17 protein-coding genes, 1 tRNA gene and 1 pseudogene are annotated in these 18,732 nt (G+C 68.8%); 11 read left to right on the top strand and 8 right to left on the bottom strand.

Translation table 11 applies throughout. The annotated features are described in order from the left end of the window. Positions 1-146 precede the first annotated feature (146 nt). Together pyk and D892_RS0125065 are read left to right on the top strand one after the other, a co-directional pair. A complete protein-coding gene (pyk, locus tag D892_RS0125060) occupies positions 147-1,568 on the top strand; it encodes a pyruvate kinase (protein WP_024803868.1) in 1,422 nt (473 codons plus the stop codon). Between the two features lie 13 nt (positions 1,569-1,581). Further along, positions 1,582-2,496, top strand: a complete 915-nt coding sequence (locus tag D892_RS0125065) for an acyl-CoA thioesterase II (protein WP_051499878.1) — start codon at positions 1,582-1,584, stop codon at positions 2,494-2,496. An 89-nt stretch (positions 2,497-2,585) separates the two neighbouring features. Here the strand turns inward: D892_RS0125065 and D892_RS0125070 are convergent, their stop codons facing one another. The 5 genes from D892_RS0125070 to D892_RS0125090 all read right to left on the bottom strand — a co-directional run bounded on the left by D892_RS0125070 (position 2,586) and on the right by D892_RS0125090 (position 5,621). Then, the gene (locus D892_RS0125070) at positions 2,586-2,948 is read right to left on the bottom strand and encodes a hypothetical protein (protein ID WP_232236163.1); all 363 of its coding nucleotides are present in this window, start codon (positions 2,946-2,948) and stop codon (positions 2,586-2,588) included. Between the two features lie 153 nt (positions 2,949-3,101). Continuing rightward, the gene (locus D892_RS0125075; protein WP_024803871.1) at positions 3,102-3,731 is read right to left on the bottom strand and encodes a protein-tyrosine-phosphatase; all 630 of its coding nucleotides are present in this window, start codon (positions 3,729-3,731) and stop codon (positions 3,102-3,104) included. Between the two features lie 74 nt (positions 3,732-3,805). Beyond that, on the bottom strand, positions 3,806-4,378 hold the full coding sequence (locus D892_RS0125080) for a phenylacetaldoxime dehydratase family protein (RefSeq protein ID WP_024803872.1): 573 nt from the start codon (positions 4,376-4,378) through the stop codon (positions 3,806-3,808). A 134-nt stretch (positions 4,379-4,512) separates the two neighbouring features. Then, positions 4,513-5,427: a class A beta-lactamase gene (gene bla / locus D892_RS0125085; RefSeq protein WP_024803873.1), complete on the bottom strand. Its 915-nt coding sequence runs from the start codon at positions 5,425-5,427 to the stop codon at positions 4,513-4,515. A gap of 107 nt (positions 5,428-5,534) precedes the next feature. Continuing rightward, a tRNA-Leu gene (locus D892_RS0125090) sits at positions 5,535-5,621 on the bottom strand. A 238-nt stretch (positions 5,622-5,859) separates the two neighbouring features. Here D892_RS0125090 and D892_RS0125095 point away from each other — a divergent pair. From D892_RS0125095 to polA, 7 genes and pseudogenes are all read left to right on the top strand, one after another. Continuing rightward, positions 5,860-6,486, top strand: coding sequence for an ANTAR domain-containing response regulator (locus D892_RS0125095; protein WP_024803874.1), 627 nt, complete (start codon positions 5,860-5,862; stop codon positions 6,484-6,486). Between the two features lie 231 nt (positions 6,487-6,717). Continuing rightward, a complete protein-coding gene (locus tag D892_RS0125100; protein ID WP_051499164.1) occupies positions 6,718-7,953 on the top strand; it encodes a branched-chain amino acid ABC transporter substrate-binding protein in 1,236 nt (411 codons plus the stop codon). 99 nt (positions 7,954-8,052) lie between these two features. Then, the gene (locus tag D892_RS0125105; RefSeq protein WP_024803876.1) at positions 8,053-9,081 is read left to right on the top strand and encodes a branched-chain amino acid ABC transporter permease; all 1,029 of its coding nucleotides are present in this window, start codon (positions 8,053-8,055) and stop codon (positions 9,079-9,081) included. Beyond that, on the top strand, positions 9,078-10,307 hold the full coding sequence (locus tag D892_RS0125110) for a branched-chain amino acid ABC transporter permease (protein ID WP_024803877.1): 1,230 nt from the start codon (positions 9,078-9,080) through the stop codon (positions 10,305-10,307). Before D892_RS0125105 ends, D892_RS0125110 begins: the two co-directional genes overlap by 4 nt. Further along, a pseudogene (locus tag D892_RS48760) lies at positions 10,304-11,254 on the top strand (ABC transporter ATP-binding protein); the annotation flags it as partial. The gene D892_RS0125110 and the pseudogene D892_RS48760, both read left to right, overlap by 4 nt. A gap of 222 nt (positions 11,255-11,476) precedes the next feature. Further along, positions 11,477-12,172: an ABC transporter ATP-binding protein gene (locus D892_RS48765; RefSeq protein ID WP_232236383.1), complete on the top strand. Its 696-nt coding sequence runs from the start codon at positions 11,477-11,479 to the stop codon at positions 12,170-12,172. Between the two features lie 109 nt (positions 12,173-12,281). Beyond that, complete coding sequence (gene polA, locus D892_RS0125120; RefSeq protein WP_024803879.1) at positions 12,282-15,026, top strand: DNA polymerase I; 2,745 nt, start codon at positions 12,282-12,284, stop codon at positions 15,024-15,026. A gap of 260 nt (positions 15,027-15,286) precedes the next feature. Here the strand turns inward: polA and D892_RS0125125 are convergent, their stop codons facing one another. Then, positions 15,287-16,009, bottom strand: a complete 723-nt coding sequence (locus D892_RS0125125; RefSeq protein WP_024803880.1) for a MerR family transcriptional regulator — start codon at positions 16,007-16,009, stop codon at positions 15,287-15,289. A gap of 62 nt (positions 16,010-16,071) precedes the next feature. Between D892_RS0125125 and D892_RS0125130 the strand changes: the two genes are divergently transcribed. Next, complete coding sequence (locus D892_RS0125130) at positions 16,072-16,545, top strand: DUF6194 family protein (RefSeq protein WP_024803881.1); 474 nt, start codon at positions 16,072-16,074, stop codon at positions 16,543-16,545. Between the two features lie 640 nt (positions 16,546-17,185). Further along, a complete protein-coding gene (locus D892_RS0125135) occupies positions 17,186-17,620 on the top strand; it encodes an alpha-isopropylmalate synthase regulatory domain-containing protein (RefSeq protein ID WP_024803882.1) in 435 nt (144 codons plus the stop codon). A gap of 84 nt (positions 17,621-17,704) precedes the next feature. On the opposite strand, the gene trxA is transcribed toward D892_RS0125135, so the two are convergent. Both trxA and D892_RS0125145 read right to left on the bottom strand, forming a co-directional pair. Next, the gene (trxA, locus tag D892_RS0125140) at positions 17,705-18,082 is read right to left on the bottom strand and encodes a thioredoxin (protein ID WP_024803883.1); all 378 of its coding nucleotides are present in this window, start codon (positions 18,080-18,082) and stop codon (positions 17,705-17,707) included. 118 nt (positions 18,083-18,200) lie between these two features. Beyond that, entirely contained in the window at positions 18,201-18,716 is a 516-nt protein-coding gene (locus D892_RS0125145; RefSeq protein WP_024803884.1) for a 2'-5' RNA ligase family protein, read from the bottom strand. Positions 18,717-18,732 lie beyond the last annotated feature (16 nt).

Below are 18,732 nucleotides of genomic sequence, written 5' to 3' on the forward strand. Positions count from 1 at the left end.
CGGGCGAGCCTCGGATTTGCTCGAACCACGCTCGTGGCCCGGCCGGACGGGCACCCCCCGAGAGGATCCGGGCCGTGTTCCGGGGTATTGATAGCGAGAGGTATGCCCGTGCAGCGGGCACCGAGTGGCAGGACTACGCTCGACTCGTGATGCGACGAACAAAAATTGTTTGCACCCTCGGGCCGGCTACCGCCTCCGAGGACCGGATTCGCGAACTTGTCGAAAGCGGCATGGACGTGGCCCGGTTGAACTTCAGCCATGGTGAGCACGCCGACCATGCCGACAACTATGCGAAGGTGCGCAAGGCGGCCGATCAAATGAGCCGCGCCGTAGGCATTCTCGCCGATCTCCAGGGGCCGAAGATCCGGCTCGGTAGATTCGCCGACGGCAAGACCACCTGGGCGACGGGGGAGGAGGTGCGCATCACGGTCGACGACGTGGAGGGCACCCACGACCGCGTCTCCACCACCTACAAGCAGCTGTCCGAGGACGCCAAGGCCGGCGACCGCCTGCTGGTCGACGACGGCAAGGTCGGCCTGACCGTCGTCCGCGTCGACGGCAACGATGTGGTCTGCCGGGTCACCGAGGGCGGCCCGGTCTCCAACAACAAGGGCGTATCGCTGCCCGGCATGGACGTGTCGGTGCCCGCCCTGTCCGAAAAGGACATCGAGGACCTGGAATTCGCGCTGAAGCTCGGCGTCGACTTCATCGCGCTGTCGTTCGTGCGCTCCCCGTCCGATGTGGAGCTGGTGCACGACATCATGGACCGCGTCGGCCGCCGCGTGCCGGTACTCGGCAAGCTGGAGAAGCCCGAGGCCATCGACAACCTCGAGGCGATCGTGCTGGCCTTCGACGCGATCATGGTCGCCCGCGGCGACCTGGGCGTGGAGCTGCCGCTCGAGCAGGTGCCGCTGGTGCAGAAGCGCGCCATCCAAATGGCCAGGGAGAACGCCAAACCCGTCATCGTGGCCACGCAGATGCTCGAGTCGATGATCGGCAACTCCCGGCCCACCCGCGCCGAGGCCTCCGACGTCGCCAACGCCGTGCTCGACGGCGCCGATGCCGTGATGCTGTCCGGTGAGACGTCGGTCGGCCAGTACCCGATCGAGACGGTGCGCACCATGGCGCGCATCGTGCACGCGGTGGAGTCCGAATCGTCCGCGAAGGTGCCGCCGCTGACGCATGTGCCGCGGACCAAGCGCGGCGTCATCTCCTACGCCGCCCGCGACATCGGCGAGCGGCTGAACGCCAAGGCGCTGGTGGCGTTCACCCAATCCGGCGACACGGTGCGCCGGCTGGCCCGCCTGCACACCCCGCTCCCGCTGCTGGCGTTCACCCCGCTTCCGGAGGTGCGCAGCCAGCTCGCGATGACCTGGGGCGTGGAGACGTTCATCGTGCCGCCGGTGGGAACCACCGACGAGATGATCGGCCAGGTCGACAAGGAACTGCTGTCGCTGAACCGGTACACGAAGGGCGATCTGGTGGTGATCGTGGCCGGCTCGCCGCCGGGCACCATCGGTTCCACCAACCTGATCCACGTGCACCGCATCGGCGAGGAGGATCACTGAAGTGAGTGCGTCGCTGGGCGAATCGGTCGAGACCGGCGGGGGCGGCTCGGGCCGTCGCGACGGTGCCGGGGGCGATCTGCAGGTGCTGCTCGGCCTGCTGGATCTGGAGCAGACCGGCGAGGACACCTTCGTCGGGCAGCATCCGGAGAAGGTGTGGAGCCGGACCTTCGGCGGCCAGCTGGTGGCGCAGGCCATCGTGGCGGCCGGCCGCACGGTCGGACCGAAGCGCCCGGTGCACGCGGTGAACGCGCACTTCGTGCGCGGCGGTGATGTGAAGAAGCCGATCGAGTACCGGGTGGAGCGGCACCGCGACGGCCGCGCGTTCGCGAACCGAACGGTCACCGCCTACCAGGGCGACCAGGAACTGTTCGTGATGCTGGCGGCGTTCCAGGACTGGGCCAAGGGCCTCGAGCACGCCGCCCCGCAGCCGCAGGTCCCCGATCCCGACGGCCTGCCGCGGGTGGAGGAGTCGTTCGCCGGCCTGGAGGACCGCCTGCAGATGTTCGTGCAGGCGCCGCATCCGATCGACATGCGCTACACCAACGATCCGGCGTGGATCCTGAAGGAGACCGGCGGCACCCTCGACTACAACCGGGTCTGGATGCGGGCCGACGGCACGCTGCCCGACGATCCGCTGATTCACGTTGCGACGCTGGGGTATTCGTCGGACACCACGGTGCTCGACTCGATCATCACGACGCACGGGTTGTCGTGGGGTTTCGACCGCATCATCGCGGCGACGGTGAACCATTCGATCTGGTTCCACCGCCCGTTCCGCTTCGACGAGTGGGCGCTGTACGCCACGCAGTCACCGGTGGCGGCGGGTTCGCGCGGCCTGGCCACCGGCCACTTCTATTCGCGCGCCGGGGAATTGCTGGCGACGGTGGTGCAGGAGGGCATCATCCGGCACTTCCCGCCGCGCCGCTGAGGGCTCGCGCCCCGCACGGGCGCGAGCCTGCTTCCGCTGCCGCCGCGAGGCGGCTCAGGTCGGTGTCGCGAGCCGGCTTCGGTTGGCGCTCAGATCAGTTCGCGATTCTCTTCCAGATCGAAGCTTTCGCGCTGTAGCGCGTGGATCGAGTAGGGGACCGCGTCCTCGTTCGAAATGCTCAGTACCAGTTGCTGTTCCAGCGCGGTCAGGCTGGCCTCGGTGAGCAGCTTCTCGTCGCCGACCAGGCTGAGCGCGATTTCGTAGGTGCCGCGCTCGCCCGGGTCGGCGCCGGGATGGTCGAGCCGCCACTGGGTTTCGAGCAGGGTGTGGGCGGGCTGATCGGAGTCGACGGGGAGGGTGAAGCGCCAGGCGAACACGTCGCGGTCGGCCACATGGTCGTCGACCACGCGGCGGACCGTTTCCACGACGCGATCGAGGGTCTCGGGTGTCACATAAACATGGAGCGAAACATCCGAAATGCGTTTCGGCATGTCTGATTCCTGTTCTGTGTCGAACCTTCGGCGGCAGGTGCGTTCGGCGGGGAGTGTAGTGCCTGAACGCCGAGAATGGGGAGGACCGTGCGTGTCCGGGCGTGTGTCGGATGCTCAGGCGTGCCGGTCGATTCGCGCGAGGTCGATATGCGGCGGCGGCGGTTCGCCGCGCCCGCCGGGTAACAGCACCAGCCGGGGCCGCCCGCGCTCGTCGGTGCCGCCGCCGCGGTGCACGTGCAGTGCCAGCAGCAGCGGCACGAGCGTCTCGGCGATGTGGTCGCCGGTCTCGCAGTACTTCTGCGGAGACAATCCCACCGGGTCGGCGATGTTCTCCCGCCCGACCAGCGCGAGATCGTGCCGGGCCCGGTCGAGGGCGGCGACGGTGCGCGCGCCGCTGACCTTGGCGATGCGGTGCGCCTCGAGCAGGGTGAACACCCGTGCGGCGGCCGCGGGTACGAACGCGGCGATCTCGTCGCGGATCTGTTCGGTCATCGCCAGCACCACATCGGCGCGGTCCACCATGGCGGATTTCAGTTTACGGGCCTTGAAATCGCGCGGGTCGGCGCCGAGCCCGCTGATCGTCTCGGCGGCAAGCGGATCCACGCCGAAGCCCACCAGCGCGCGGGTTCCGGCGCTCTCGGCGGTCAGATCGGCGAGCCCGTGTTCGGCGGCGACGGCGCGAGTGAGCCGCTCGGCGATCACCGAACGGCACACGTTGCCGTTGCAGACGAACAGAACATGCATGTCAGGTACGGTAGAGCGCCCGAAACGAAACCAATAGTACGTAACGTCCGAAAACCGCCGATTTGATCAGAAGTTCATCCGGGCGTTGCGGGTCGTTCGCGGTGGTTGCCGGGTGGGGCCCCGATCCTCGAGGGTCGGTCCGCATCGTCCGAGTAGTAGGCGTTCTCCCGGACGACGGGAGCGACCCGCGGCGCGTCGTGTTCCACCCGGCCGCGCGCGGAGAACAGCCGGCCGCGCATCGCGACGGTGGGTGCGACCCGGGCCAGGCCGGTCGGCGTGGTCATATCGTCGTACATGGTGTCGATGCCGCCGCGCAGGAAGTAGGCCTCGTGCCAGAATCCCGTGCCGCCCGAATCCCGCAGGAACCGCTGCCACCACTCCCGGTGCGGATCGGAGCGGGTCCAGCGCTCCAGGCTGTCGAGATCGCGCCAGTACTGCCGGGCGCCCCAGTGCGGCGGGAACAGCGACCAGATGATGTCCTCGTGCAGCAGCAGCCCGTCCGGCCGATCCCGGTGCGAGCGATACAGTTTCGGGCCGAGCCCCAGCAGGCGGATGACTCCCCGCGGTCGTCGTACGCGCATGCCCAGGTAGATGACGACCAGATCCGGATATCCGGACAGGTCCGTCGTCAGCCGATTCACCCGCATTCGCGACCTCCACTCGCTCTCGGGGTCGTGTGCTCGTCGCCCCGTGAGAACTACGGTGCGGGACGCGTGCCGGTTCGATGCGGCCGTGCGGCCGGGGCGATGCGGCCGTGCGGCCGGGGCGATGCGGCAGGCGCTCAGCCCAGGGCGTCGACCACGATCCGGGTGGCCTCGGCGAGCAGTTCGTCATCGGCCTCGGCGTGCCGATCGGGCTTGGTGCTCAGCAGCGCGATCACCACGGGCTCCCCTCGCCCGGTCCAGGCGACGGCGACGTCGACGGCCGAGCCGTACTCGCCGGTCCCGGTCTTGTCGCCGACCCGCCAGTCCGCCGGCACACCGGCCCGGATCCGTTGTCCGCCGGTGGTATTCATCACCAGCCAGGAGTTCAGGCGGTCGCGCTCGGCCGGGCCCAGGATGTTCCCGACAGTGAGGGCGCGGTAGTCCGCCGCGAGCGCGGCCGGTGTGGTGGTGTCGCGGTCGTCGCCGGGGACGGCGGTGTTGAGTTCGATCTCCCAGCGGTCCGACCGGGTCTTCTCGTCGCCGATCGAGCGCAGGAACTCCGTCAGGGCCGGCGGTCCGCCCAGCAGTTTCAGCAGCTGGTTACCCGCCGTGTTGTCGCTGCGGGTGATCGCGGCCAGGCACAGCTCGTCCACGGTCATGCCGCTGTTGACGTGGTCCCTCGTGACCGGCGAATTGGCCACCAGCTCCTCGCCCGCGTAGCGCACGACCCGATCGAAATAGCCGGTGTCGAGCGGATGTTCACGCAACAGCGCCCCGCACGCCAGCGCCTTGAACGAGGAGGCGAACGCGAACCGCTCGTCCTGCCGATACCCGACCCGGTCGCCGCGCCCGTTCACCGCGAACACCCCGAGCCGGACCCCGCGCCGGCTCTCCAGCCCGGCGAACCGCTCGCCGGCCGACGCGGCCGCGGAAGTCGTTGGCGCCGAATCGATTCCGCCGGACGCCCCGGAACATCCGCACAGTCCGAGGGCCGGCACCACGGCCGCGGCGACCGCGACTCCGCGCCACCCGTACCGCACACCACTCTCCATTCCTCCACCGCAGCCCGACCGCGCTCCATGCAAGCACACCTGCCGCGCACCGCGGCGGCAACGGTGTGCGCCGGGAAGTGGGGATGATCACGGAATCTCCGTCTGTTTGGTGCCGAGTGTGGGACTCGAACCCACACGTCCGTGAGGACAACGGTTTTTGAGACCGTCGCGTCTGCCTGTTCCGCCAACTCGGCTTGTCGGGGGGAAATGATAGCGGGTGGCCGGGGGGTGCTGCGAATCGCCGTCCGTGTGTGGTGCGGTTTCGGCGCGGAGTTGCCGGTTCCGGGCGAACATGTGCTGGGTAGATGGGTTCTGCCCGCGGTTGAACTGTACGCTTTAGGGCACTCGGAGGTGTGTGCCGGTCCGGCGAAGGGTGGGGCGGACGGGTGCGCGCGGCGAGTATTTGGCATCGGAATCACGAGGGGTCTATCTATGGGAACGACAGCAGGGGGCTCGGGCGCGAAGAAGGATGCGGCGACCGCCGCCAAGCGGGTGGTGGTGGCCGAAGACGAGGCCCTGATCCGGATGGACCTGGCGGAGATGCTCTCGGAAGAGGGTTATCAAGTGGTGGGTGAGGCGGGCGACGGCCAGCAGGCCGTCGACCTGGCCGAGGAGTTGCACCCGGATCTGGTGATCATGGACGTGAAGATGCCGCGTCGGGACGGCATCGACGCGGCGGCGGAGATCGCCACGAAACGCGTTGCGCCGGTGGTGATTCTGACGGCCTTCAGCCAGCGTGACCTGGTGGAGCGGGCCCGCGACGCGGGTGCGATGGCCTACCTGGTGAAGCCGTTCACCAAGTCCGATCTGGTGCCCGCCATCGAGCTGGCGGCCAGTCGTTTTCACGAGATCACCGCGTTGGAGGACGAGGTCGCGAGCCTCGCCGACCGGTTGGAAACACGCAAGCTGGTGGAGCGGGCCAAGGGCGTGCTGATGCAGACCCAGGGCCTGACCGAACCGCAGGCGTTCAAGTGGATTCAGCGCACCGCGATGGACCGCCGCACCACGATGAAGGCGGTAGCCGAGGTGGTGCTGGAGAACCTGACCCCGAAGTCGTAGCTCCGAATACGGATACGGCGTACGGAAGTACGCCCCGCACACCGGATTGCGAGAAATTAACGCCTCCGCAACGCAAACGTGTGAACAATCGGGGACCAAGTCACGCAAATGACTCGATTGTGATGCGGAGCTAACCTGGCACCGCTATGTTCTGAGCCGGGTCGACGTGGTCGGCCTTCCTCGGCAACCCGGGGGTACAGCAGGACATAGAGGTGGATCGTGCTTGGTTCAATGACGCGGAGCACCACCCGCAGCCGTGTGGCCCGCGGCGCGCTGGTGATCGGTGCCGCGGCCGTGCTCGCGGCTGCTGGGTGTAGCAGCAAGTCGACGGAAAGCGACTCCGGTGGCGGCACCGGCACCGGCGGTGGCATGACGATCACGCCGCTGGTGCAGGTCGACAAGGACGGCAACGACGTGCCGGCGGCCGATACCTCCGCGGCGGCCGACCCGGCCGGTGACGGCAGCGCGAAGTGCTCGCCCACATCGATCGCGATGGCCGGCCCGCTGACGGGGCCGAACGCCAATCTCGGCCTGAACATCACGCGCGGCGTGAAGCTGGCGCTGGAGCAGCACAACAAGGCCAATCCCGGCTGCCAGGTGCAGGTCAAGGAGTTCGACACCGAGGGCGATCCGCAGAAGGCCAGCCAGGTCGTCCCGAAGATCATCGAGGACCAGTCGATCTCGGCGCTGATCGGCCCGACGTTCTCCGGCGAGACGAAGGCGACCGGGCAGCAGATCAGTGACGCCGGCCTGCTGTCGCTGACGCCGTCGGCCACCAACGAAAGCCTCACCAAGAACGGCTGGCGGACTTTCTTCCGCGGTCTCGGCAACGACGGCATCCAGGGCCCGGCCGTGGCGAAGTATCTGGCCGGCACCGGGAAATACAAGAAGATCTGCGTCGTGCAGGACAACACCGACTACGGTGTCGGCCTGGCGAAGTCGCTGACGGAGACGTTGGGCGCCACGGCCGACCCGAGCTGCGCGGTGAACGTCAAACAGGGCGACAAGGACTTCTCGGCCGCCGTGTCGACGCTGTCGTCGGCACAGCCCGACGCCATCTTCTACGCCGGGTACTACGCCGAGGCCGCGCCGTTCGTGCAGCAGCTGCGCTCGGGCGGGGTGACCGCGACGTTCATCTCCGACGACGGCGCCAAGGACGACGAATTCGTCAAGCAGGCCGGTAACGCGTCGAAGGACGCCCTGCTCTCGTGCCCCTGCGGCCCGGCCCCCGACAAGTTCACCACCGATTACAAGGCGCTGAACGGATTCGACCCCGGCACCTATTCGACCGAGGGCTACGACCTGACCACCATCGTGCTGAAGGGCATCGCCGCGGGGAAGGTCTCGCGCCCGGACCTGGTCGAGTACGCGCGCAGCTACGACGGTGAGGGCCTGGCCCGGCACTACAAATGGGATCAGACCGGTGAATTGTCGAACGCGCTGATCTGGATGTACCAGGTCAAGTAGCGGCGGTATCGGTTCGAAACAGCGTGCGCCGGCATCCGAGGGGTCGAGCATGAGGGCGACCCGCCGGCGCACGCTGTTTTCCTCACGGCGAGAGTAGCGATGAGTTCATCACTCGAGACCCTGTCTGCCGGCGGGTCCATACAGTTCAATGTCTCCGGTGTCGTCGACCAGTTCTGGCGGCTCACGGTGGACGGCTTGACCTACGGTTCGATCTACGCGCTGGTCGCGGTCGGGTACACCCTGGTCTTCGGGGTTCTGCTGCTGATCAATTTCGCGCATTCGGAAATCTTCATGCTGGGCATGTTCGGCCAGCTGGTGGGTTTGATGGTGCTCGGGTTCGGCGCCAGCGGCGATATCTATTCGCAGGGCACGGCGCTGACCGTGATATATCTCGGCGCGGCGATGGTGATCGGCATGCTCGTCTCCGGCGGCGCCGCGGTCGGATTGGAACGGGTGGCCTACCGGCCGTTGCGCCGGCGCGGGGCCAAGCGGCTGATCTTCCTGATCACCGCCATCGGCATGTCGTTCGTGCTGCAGGAGTTCGTGCACTACGTGCTGCCGAAGATCGCCCCGGATCTCGGCGGCACGAATGCCCAGCAGCCGATCATCCTGGTCCGGCCCACCGACCAGTTCAACCTCTTCGACGCCACGGTGACCAACGTGGCGCTGGTGATCGTCGCCTCCGCGGTGGTGCTGGCGGTCGCCACCGAACTGGTCATCAACCGGACGAAATTCGGCCGCGGCATCCGTGCGGTGGCGCAGGACCCGGATACCGCGACGCTGATGGGAGTCTCGCGGGAACGGGTCATCATGCTGACCTTCCTCATCGGCGGCCTGCTCGCCGGCGCCGCCGCGCTGCTCTACACGCTCAAGATCCCCAACGGCATCATCTATTCGGGCGGATTCATCCTGGGCATCAAGGCGTTCAGCGCCGCGGTGCTCGGCGGCATCGGCAATCTGCGCGGCGCGCTGCTGGGCGGGCTGCTGCTGGGTCTGGCGGAGAACTACGGCCAGATCCTGTTCGGCACCGAATGGCGCGACGTGGTCGCGTTCGTGCTGCTGGTCGCGGTGCTGATGGTCCGGCCCACCGGAATTCTCGGTGAGAGTCTGGGGAGGGCCCGCGCATGAGTACGAGTACCGCCGCGCCGCGGCCCAAACATGGTGTGGGCGACGCGATCCGGACGTGGTGGGACGGGCTGTCGCGGCCGATGCAGTGGGCCGTCGGCATTCCCGTGGTGCTGGTCCTGGCGCTGCTGCCGCTGTTCCCGCCGCCGCTGCTGAACACCCCCGGCACCAGTTTCGGCGGCGTGATGGCCCAGTTCGCGATGTACGCGCTGATCGCGATCGGGCTGAATGTCGTTGTCGGGCAGACGGGTCTGCTGGATCTGGGATATGTCGGCTTCTATGCCGTCGGCGCCTATTCGGTCGGACTGCTCACCAGCCCGAACAGCCCGTGGAACCAGACCGACGGCGGATTCCTGAACTCCGAGTGGGCATGGGTGGCGTGCGTGCCGCTGGCCATCGTGCTGACCGCGATATCCGGCGTGATCCTCGGCACCCCGACGCTGCGGCTGCGCGGCGACTACCTCGCCATCGTCACCCTCGGCTTCGGTGAGATCGTGCGGCTGCTGGCCGACAATCTCGGCGAGATCACCAACGGCAGCCTCGGCCTCGCCGGGATCGCCTATCCGCGGGTGGGCGAGTCCGCCGAGCATCCGGGCGGCTTCTTCTCCTCCGGCAACCTCGGCGATTCGGATTCGTGGAATCCGTTGGACCGGGCCAACTCCGGGACATGGTGGTTCTGGATCGGCATGGCGCTGGTGGTCGTCGTGCTGCTGGTGGTCGGCAATCTGGAGCGCAGCCGGGTCGGGCGGTCCTGGGTGGCGATCCGCGAGGACGAGGACGCCGCGGAGATGATGGGCGTGCCGACGTTCAAGTTCAAGCTCTGGGCGTTCACCATCGGCGCCGCCATCGGCGGGCTGTCCGGCGCGCTGTACGCCGGACAGGTGCAGTTCATCAATCCGACCGGGTTCAACATCATCAACTCGATGCTGTTCCTGTGCGCGGTGGTGCTCGGCGGGCAGGGCAACAAGCTCGGCGTGATCATCGGCGCGTTCCTGGTGGTCTACCTGCCCAACAGGTTCATGTCGGTGAATATCGGCGGGCAGTCGCTGGGCGACTACAAATATCTGTTCTTCGGTATCACGCTGGTGGTGGTGATGATCTTCCGTCCGCAGGGGCTGTTCCCGGTGCGGCAGAAACTGCTCGCCTACGGCCGGCAGGTCTATCAGGCGGTGCGACGCCCCGCCGCACCGGCGGCCGCGCCCGCCGAGACGACGGGAGCGGGACGATGACGGGGCCGGGCGGCGCGCTGTTCGACAACGAGGATATGGCCGCCGGCTACGCCAGGGCGCCGGAGGCGGCGCCCGGTGCGGGCACGGTGGACGTCGGCGACGTGCTGCCGGAACTGGCCGACGCCCAGACGGTCGCCGAGGTGGTGGCGCCGAGCCGGGAGATCGAGACCGAGATCGGGGCGCCGCTGCTGAGCACCGAGGGGCTGACGGTGCGCTTCGGCGGCCTCACCGCGCTCGACGAGGTGAGCTTCGAGATCCGCCGCGGCGAGATCCTCGGGCTCATCGGGCCCAACGGCGCGGGCAAGACCACCTGCTTCAACGCCATCACCGGGGTGTACCGGCCGTCGGCGGGCCGGGTGTTCTTCGACGGCCGGCCGCTGACCCGGACCAGGCGCAACGAGATCACCCGGCTCGGCATCGCCCGCACCTTCCAGAACATCCGGTTGTTCGAGGAGATGACGGCGCTGGAGAACGTGGTGGTCGGCACCGACGCCCGGCATCGAACCTCGGTGCCCGGCGCCATCTTCCGCACCCCGCGGCACCGGCGCGAGGAACGCGACGCCATCGAGCGCGGCATGGCGCTGCTCGAGTTCGTCGGCATCGCGCCGCGGGCGGTGGAGAAGGCGCGCAACCTCTCCTACGGCGACCAGCGCCGCCTGGAGATCGCCCGGGCGCTGGCGACCGAGCCGAAGCTGCTGTGCCTGGACGAGCCGGCGGCCGGATTCAATCCGAGCGAGAAGTCCGCGCTGATGGACCTGATCCGCAAGATCCGGGACGACGGGTTCACCGTGCTGCTAATCGAGCACGACATGCGCCTGGTGATGGGCGTGACCGACCGCATCGTGGTGCTGGAGTTCGGGCGCAAGATCGCCGACGGGCTGCCGGAGGACATCCGCGACGATCCGGCGGTGGTCGCGGCGTATCTCGGGGTGCCCGACGACGAGGTGGAGGAGGCCACGGCGGCCGTTGCGGGCGATCGTGATTCGTCCCGGGAACGCCCGGAGTTCGCGAGTCCGGATGCCCCGACCGAGACGCTGCCGGTGGTGTCGGGGGATGCCCCGACGGAAACGCTGCCCGTGGTGTCCGGCGAATTCGCCCCGCCGCAGCCTGCCGTGCCGGGCGCCCCGGCATCCGCCGCGGCCGGAGAGGGCCTGCTCGTGGTGGAGGACATGGTCGTCAACTACGGCCGAATCCAAGCGCTGCACGGGATTTCGCTGCAGGTGTCGCAGGGTGAGCTGGTCACCCTGCTGGGCGCCAACGGGGCCGGCAAGACCACCACCATGCGCGCGCTGTCGGGACTGCTGCCGCTGACCCGCGGGCGAATCCTGTTCGAGGGCAAGGACATCACCCGGATGAAGGCGCACGAGCGGGTGGTGACCGGCCTGATCCAGGCGCCGGAGGGCCGGGGCGTATTCCCCGGGATGACGGTGCAGGAGAACCTCGATATGGGCTGTCACGCCCGGCCGTTCAAGCAGCGCGCGGAATACACCCGGACGCTGGAGTGGGTTCTGGAGCTGTTCCCGCGGCTGGCCGAGCGGCGCAAGCAGGTGGGCGGCACGCTGTCCGGCGGTGAGCAGCAGATGCTGGCCATGGGCCGCGCGCTGATGGCGCGGCCGAAGCTGCTGCTGCTCGACGAGCCGTCGATGGGCCTGGCGCCGATGGTGATCAAGCAGATCTTCCGGATCATCGGCGAGATCAACGCGCAGGGCACGACCGTGCTGCTGGTCGAGCAGAACGCCCAGCAGGCGCTCACCCGCAGCGATCGCGCCTACATCCTGGAGACCGGCGAGGTCACCAAGACCGGGGCCGGGCGCGAACTGCTCACCGATCCCGCGGTGAAGTCGGCGTATCTGGGTGTGGCGTAGGTCCGTGCCGGTGCGCGGCGGCGACCGAGCGGACGCGCCGGGGTGACGATGTGGCCCACGTCATCCCCGGTTCGTCCGCTTGTCGGTGCCGGTACATAGACTCGGTGCCGTGACTCCAGCGACCACCGATCAACGCCAGCCCAGCGTGCCCGCAGCGACCCCGAACTCCGCCGGTGAGCGGCCCACGCTGCTGTTGCTGGACGGGCATTCGCTGGCCTACCGCGCCTTCTACGCGCTACCCGCGGAGAATTTCAAGACCGTCACGGGGCAGACCACCAACGCCGTGTACGGATTCACCGCGATGCTGATCAACCTGCTGCGCGACGAGAAGCCCACGCATGTGGCGGCCGCGTTCGACGTCAGTCGGCAGACCTTCCGCGCCGACGCGTACCCGGAGTACAAGGCCAACCGCCTGACCACCCCCGACGAGTTCCGCGGCCAGGTGGAGATCACCCAGGAGGTGCTGGGCGCGCTCGGCATCCCGGTGATGGCGCTCGAGGGCTACGAGGCCGACGACATCATCGCGACGCTCGCGACGCAGGCGGTGCCGGAGGGCTTCCGGGTCCTGATCGTGACGGGCGACCGGGATTCCCTGCAATTGGTGAATCCCGATGTCACCGTGCTGTATCCGAAGAAGGGCGTCTCGGAGCTGACGAGGTTCACCCCGGCGGCGGTGGAGGAGAAGTACGGGCTCACCCCCGCGCAGTATCCGGATTTCGCGGCGCTGCGCGGCGACCCGAGCGACAACCTGCCCGGCATTCCGGGCGTGGGGGAGAAGACGGCGGCCAAGTGGGTGCGCGAATACGGCGATCTGGCCACCCTGGTCGACCGGGTCGACCAGGTGAAGGGCAAGGTCGGCGAGGCGCTGCGCGCCAACCTGTCCAACGTCGTGCTGAACCGGCAGCTCACCGACCTGGTCCGGGACGTCCCGCTGCCGTACACCCCCGAGCAGCTGGCCCAGCAGCCGTGGGACCGCGACCGGATCCACCGCCTGTTCGACGATCTGGAGTTCCGGGTGCTGCGCGACCGGCTGTTCGAGACGCTGGCGCCGCCGGAGCCGGAGGCCGAGGGCGGCTTCGAGATCAGCGGCGGGGCGGTCGGCCCGGGCGCGGCGGCCGACTGGCTGGCCGAGCATGCGAAACCGGATGTGCGGCACGGTATTTCGGTCGTCGGCACGGGCACGCCGGTGGATAGCGACGCGCAGGCGATCGCGATCTCGGCCGCCGACGGCGAGGGCGGCTATTTCGATGTCGTCGGGCTGACCCCGGAGGACGAGCGGGCGCTGGGCGCCTGGCTGGCCGACCCGGCGACGCCCAAGGCGGTGCACGAGGCCAAGTCCGCCACGCACGCCCTGCGCGCCCGCGGCTGGGAGCTGGCGGGCGTCACCAGCGATACGGCGCTGGCGGCCTACCTGGTCCGCCCCGGCCAGCGCACCTTCAACCTCGACGATCTCTCGCTGCGCTACCTGTCGCGGGAGCTGCGGGTGGAGTCGGCCGGGGACACCCAGCTGTCGCTGCTCGACGACGAGAACCAGGTCGACGCCGAACTCGCACAGGCCGAGATCCTGCGCGCCCGAGCGGTTTTCGATCTCGCCGACGCCTTCGACGCCGAGCTCGAGGGCATCGAGTCCACCCGGCTGCTCACCGAGATCGAACTGCCGCTGCTCGGCGTGCTGGCCCGGCTCGAGGAGGCGGGCATCGCGGTCGCGGTGGACGATCTGCAGGAGCTGCAGAAGGAATTCGCCGAGCGCGTCGCCGATGCCGCCGACGCCGCCTACGAGGTGATCGGCAAGCAGATCAACCTCGGCTCGCCGAAGCAGCTGCAGGTGGTGCTGTTCGACGAGCTCGACATGCCGAAGACCAAGCGCACCAAGACCGGTTACACCACCGACGCCGACGCGCTGGAGTCGCTGTTCGAGAAGACCCAGCACCCGTTCCTGGAACATCTGCTGGCGCACCGCGATGCGACCAGGCTGAAGGTCACGGTGGACGGCCTGCTCAAGTCGGTCGCCGACGACGGCCGCATCCACACCACCTTCAACCAGACCATCGCCGCCACCGGCCGGCTGTCGTCCACCGAGCCGAACCTGCAGAACATTCCGATCCGCACCGACACCGGCCGCCGCATCCGCGACACGTTCGTCGTGGGCCCCGGCTACGAGTCGCTGATGACGGCCGACTACAGCCAGATCGAGATGCGGATCATGGCGCACCTGTCCAAGGACGCGAACCTGATCGAGGCGTTCAACTCGGGCGAGGACCTGCACAGCTTCGTCGCCTCGAAGGCGTTCGACATCCCGATCGCGGAGGTCACCCCCGAGCTGCGCCGCCGTATCAAGGCGATGTCCTACGGCCTGGCGTACGGGCTGTCGGCCTACGGCCTGTCGCAGCAGCTGAAGATCGGCGCCGAAGAGGCGAAGGCCCAGATGGAGGTCTACTTCAGCCGCTTCGGCGCCATCCGCGACTACCTGCACGACGCGGTCGACCAGGCGCGCAAGGTCGGCTACACCGAGACGTTGTTCGGCCGCCGCCGCTATCTGCCCGATCTCGATTCCAGCAACCGCCAGCGCCGCGAGGCCGCCGAGCGGATGGCGCTGAACGCCCCGATCCAGGGCACGGCCGCCGACATCATCAAGGTCGCGATGATCAACGTGCAGAGCGCCGTGCGCGAGGCCGGGCTGCGTTCGCGCATGCTGCTGCAGATCCACGACGAACTCGTCTTCGAGGTGGCGGCGGGGGAGCGGGAGGCGCTGGAATCGCTTGCCCGCGACCACATGTCGAGGGCCATCGACCTGTCGGTCCCGCTGGAGGTCTCCGTCGGAGTCGGCCGCAGCTGGGACGCCGCGGCCCACTGAGCGGTTCGGTCGGCCGAGCGTCCTCGCCGACCGAATATTCGGCTGGGCCGGTCGGGATATCGGGCACGGTGGAGCATCGGCCGCGCGCGGAGCCGGCCTGGCGTAGGAGCTGTCGGCATGGGTGGTCGACGGGGCGTGCGGCCGACCGAACGGAAGGCTCATCGGGCGTCGGTCCGGCGCGGTGTCCGGTTGGCCGGGTGAAAGGCCCGCTGGGCGTCCGATCGCTCGGTGCTCGGTGCGGTGGGCGCTCTCGGAGAGAGCTATTCGGGTTCCGGTGGTGCGAGCAGTGCGTAGAGTGCGGCGGAACCTTCGAACACGGCCCGCGATCGCGCGTCGATGCCGGCAACCCGGGCGGCCAGGCTCGCGAACACGTCCTCGTGGCCACCCGCGCCTCGGAGCTGCGGCATCAGCATCTGAAGCTGCGGGATGCGGTAGCCCGCCAGTCGCAGTTGGTGCACGATCCGGGCGTCCCGCACGGCCTGCGGCGAGTATCTGCGCGCTCCGTGCCGGTCGGTCCGTCCGGGCACGACCACTCCGACGGCATCCCAGTGCCGCAGTGTCGAGGTGCGGACGCCCAGTGCGCCCGCCAGTTCGGAGATGCTCATCGCGTCGGCGGGCCGCACATCGGCGAGGGGCTCGTCGGCGATCGCCTCGGCGGCCGCCCCGGCGAGTGCGAGGTCGCGGCGTTCCCGGTCGAGCCGCGCATGTGCCGCATCGAGCCGGGCGAGCAGGTCCCTCTCCGGCCCGGTGTGCGCCGCGCGCATGATCGCCTTGGCCTCGACGGGGCCGGTGCCCGCGGCCAGCGCGCGATAGGCGCGGGCACACCGCACATGGGACTCGTCGTAAACCCGGTATCCGGCGGGCGTGCGCCGCGCCGGCGGCAGCACGCCGTCGCGCTCGAGATTGCGCACCTGCTGCACCGAGTACCCGGACCGCCGCGCGACGTCGGCGGTGCGCAGATCCCCCGAGTTGCGACTTTTCATGATGCTACCCGGACAGATGCCGAAAAAGTCTCCATAAGCACATGAATGTAACGCTGAAAGGTATGAATATCGACGAGATCATCGACTTCGTGCGCGCCCTCGGCGGCGTCCTGGTGCTGCGGCCGGGACCGGGCGATGGTTCGCCCGAAATCGCCTGGGGCGACACGTTTTTCTACTACGCACCCGACGGAGTGGTCCCGGCGGCGCAGCCGTTCGCGACGATCGTGACGAAGGACTACCCCGGCGACGGCGGCTCACGGCTGGACCGGCCCGGCGCCTTCCGCGTGAACATCGCGGCCGGAAAGGACGCCTTCGTCCGGTGGGTGGGCCACGACCCGCGCGCGACCCCGGCCGACGGCGACCGCGGCGCCGAGGACGTCCTGATGGCTCATCCGGTCTACGGCGCGGCGGCGTGGCTGGCGGTGGTCAACCCGGGCGACCGGACCGCGGCGCCGATCCGCGAATTGCTCCGCGCCGCACACGACCGCGCGCGTGCGCAGTACGCGCGCCGCGCCGCGCGCCGACTCGGTCGGTAGTGGGCATCGGTAGTGGGGCATCGAGGAGTCCCGTGGAGTCCCCGCGCGTGGCGGAGGGTCTCGAGTGCCGTGCGCGTGGCGGAGGGCCTTGCGCCGACCGGGTGTGCCGACGGGTGCCGGGCGGCCATGATGGACGGTGGACCGGTCGGCGGTGTCCTGGAAATCACGGCCGGGCACACCGAGCGGCCGGTTTCCATGAGTTTGCCAGAGTTTCGATCGATGGCTTTGAACAGTGCCGATGTGCTATTTGCGCGGATTGCCAACGCTCCATGCGGTGTTCGTTCGCCGTTCACGGACCATTGTGACGAAGTTACTCGTCGGTTCCCCGTGAATGCGGTTGCCATCGCAGGTGAAAGTCCATATTGTCGGTGCCGTGCCGAATCCCGCCGCAAGCCGCTGTGCCGCGCCGAACATCGCCGACCGCGATCCCCGCGCGCTCCTTCCGCTTACCGCGATGGTGGCCGCGGCGCGACTTCTCGTAGTAACTCGCCGTAGCGGGGTCTGATTCGGACCGGCCTCCTCGCTGCGGCCGTACAGATTTTTTGCGCTGGTCCCTCCTGTCACTCGGACACGACTGTCACCAGGACACGACTGTTACCAAGACACGACGACTAAGACTTCGGGAAGACGACCTAGTCCAATGATGCTCACCATCGACACACACGATTTCCTCACCGCCGCGCCCAAGAGCCTGCGGACCGAATGCGCGGGACTGTCCCCCGCCGAATTCCACGACCGCTACTGCGGGCACACCGGCCCGGTGAAACTCGGCGACTGGAGCCGGGCCGGACACCGGCACGGCTCGGAGTACACCGCGACGCTGGAGTTCACCGGCCATCTGCGTACCGTCGTCTCGGCCGGTAGCCCGGTGGCGGCGCTCACGTCGGTCCTCTACGAGGAGGGCTATCCGGTCGAGATCCTGCAGTTCCACCAGCGGCGCACCGAATCCGGCACGGCCTCGTTCGTGCAGTGCGAATTCAACGGTCGCCGCGGCTGGGGCGCCGCGCTCGCCGACGACGGCGCGGAGTCCGCGGCGCGGGCCATGATCGCCGGAATCAACAAACTGGGCGGCTGATCGCCCGGGAGGTCCCGAAAAGCGAAGCGCCGCACCACTTCCGATGATCGGAAGCGGTGCGGCGCCTCGGGAGCCGGAGGGAGACTAGCTCTCCTGCGTCTGCTCCTGCTGCTCGGCGATCTGCTTGCGGACCTCGTCCATGTCGAGGGCCTGCACCTGGCTGACCAGGTCCTCGAGGGCATCCGGCCGCAGCGCGCCCGGCTGCGCGAACACCAGCACACCCTCCCGGAACGCCATGATGGTCGGGATGGAGCGGATGTTGGCGGCCGCGGCGAGGCCCTGCTCGGCCTCGGTGTCGACCTTGCCGTGGACGACCTCCGGGTGATTCTCCGCAGACTTCTCATAGGTCGGCGCGAACTGCTTGCACGGTCCGCACCAGTCGGCCCAGAAATCGACGAGAACGACGTCGTTTCCGGTGACTACGTCGTCGAAGTTCTGCGCGGTCAGGGTCTGGGTGGGCATAGGGTCCTCTCGTCTCGTGTTCGATTGCGTCGCCCCGGGGCCCGGCGCGGTTCGAACGGCGCCCCTCCGGGGCCGTCGCTCCCGCCGCTGGTGCCCCGTGCAACGCCGGACACGTCGGTTATCTTCCGCTTCCGCCTGCGACCGGCCATGCACGACGCTGATCGCCGTCCCACCGACGGACACTTACCACCGTAGCGGGAATGTCGCGATCACCGGCCACGGCATGCACGGCCTCGCCGAGCTGCCGCGGCCGCAGCCGCCGCGCCAGCGTGACGTGCGGGGTCCACGCGTCCGGGTGCACGGTGGCCGGCACGCCGGGACACGGCGCGATCACCGCGAACAGCCGGCGCTGCAGGGCGAGCAGGGCCTCGGTGGGTACCACCGCCCGGACCAGGATCGGGTGGCGCGCCCCGAACACCAGCAGGCCGCCGAGCCGGATCGGCAGCGGCCGGAACTCCCGGGCGGCGAGCGCCCGGTCGAGCCGCGGCGGGATCTCGCGGGCCACGGCGACGGTGATGTGCGGGCGATGGTCGGCGGCCGGGCTGTGCAAGCCCGCGTCGGCGAGCAGGACCCACTGCCGGCGGATCTCCGCCTCGGCCGTGTCGTCCAGCAGCAGTTCGACCGATTGCACCATGATCGTGGTCAACATA

It is taken from the genome of Nocardia sp. BMG51109 (genome assembly GCF_000526215.1).
In the GTDB taxonomy this organism is placed as follows: domain Bacteria; phylum Actinomycetota; class Actinomycetes; order Mycobacteriales; family Mycobacteriaceae; genus Nocardia.

Excerpts from the sequence above, each read along its gene's own strand:
- D892_RS0125130 (WP_024803881.1), top strand. The coding sequence starts at position 16,072 with ATGAATATCGACGAGATCATCGACTTCGTGCGCGCCCTCGGCGGCGTC.
- D892_RS0125095 (WP_024803874.1), top strand. The coding sequence starts at position 5,860 with ATGGGAACGACAGCAGGGGGCTCGGGCGCGAAGAAGGATGCGGCGACC.
- D892_RS0125105 (WP_024803876.1), top strand. The coding sequence starts at position 8,053 with ATGAGTTCATCACTCGAGACCCTGTCTGCCGGCGGGTCCATACAGTTC.
- D892_RS0125135 (WP_024803882.1), top strand. The coding sequence starts at position 17,186 with ATGATGCTCACCATCGACACACACGATTTCCTCACCGCCGCGCCCAAG.
- D892_RS0125075 (WP_024803871.1), bottom strand. The coding sequence starts at position 3,731 with ATGCATGTTCTGTTCGTCTGCAACGGCAACGTGTGCCGTTCGGTGATC.
- D892_RS0125145 (WP_024803884.1), bottom strand. The coding sequence starts at position 18,716 with ATGGTGCAATCGGTCGAACTGCTGCTGGACGACACGGCCGAGGCGGAG.
- bla (WP_024803873.1), bottom strand. The coding sequence starts at position 5,427 with ATGGAGAGTGGTGTGCGGTACGGGTGGCGCGGAGTCGCGGTCGCCGCG.
- D892_RS48765 (WP_232236383.1), top strand. The coding sequence starts at position 11,477 with ATGGTCGTCAACTACGGCCGAATCCAAGCGCTGCACGGGATTTCGCTG.
- D892_RS0125110 (WP_024803877.1), top strand. The coding sequence starts at position 9,078 with ATGAGTACGAGTACCGCCGCGCCGCGGCCCAAACATGGTGTGGGCGAC.
- D892_RS0125080 (WP_024803872.1), bottom strand. The coding sequence starts at position 4,378 with ATGCGGGTGAATCGGCTGACGACGGACCTGTCCGGATATCCGGATCTG.
- D892_RS0125100 (WP_051499164.1), top strand. The coding sequence starts at position 6,718 with ATGACGCGGAGCACCACCCGCAGCCGTGTGGCCCGCGGCGCGCTGGTG.
- trxA (WP_024803883.1), bottom strand. The coding sequence starts at position 18,082 with ATGCCCACCCAGACCCTGACCGCGCAGAACTTCGACGACGTAGTCACC.
- D892_RS0125125 (WP_024803880.1), bottom strand. The coding sequence starts at position 16,009 with ATGAAAAGTCGCAACTCGGGGGATCTGCGCACCGCCGACGTCGCGCGG.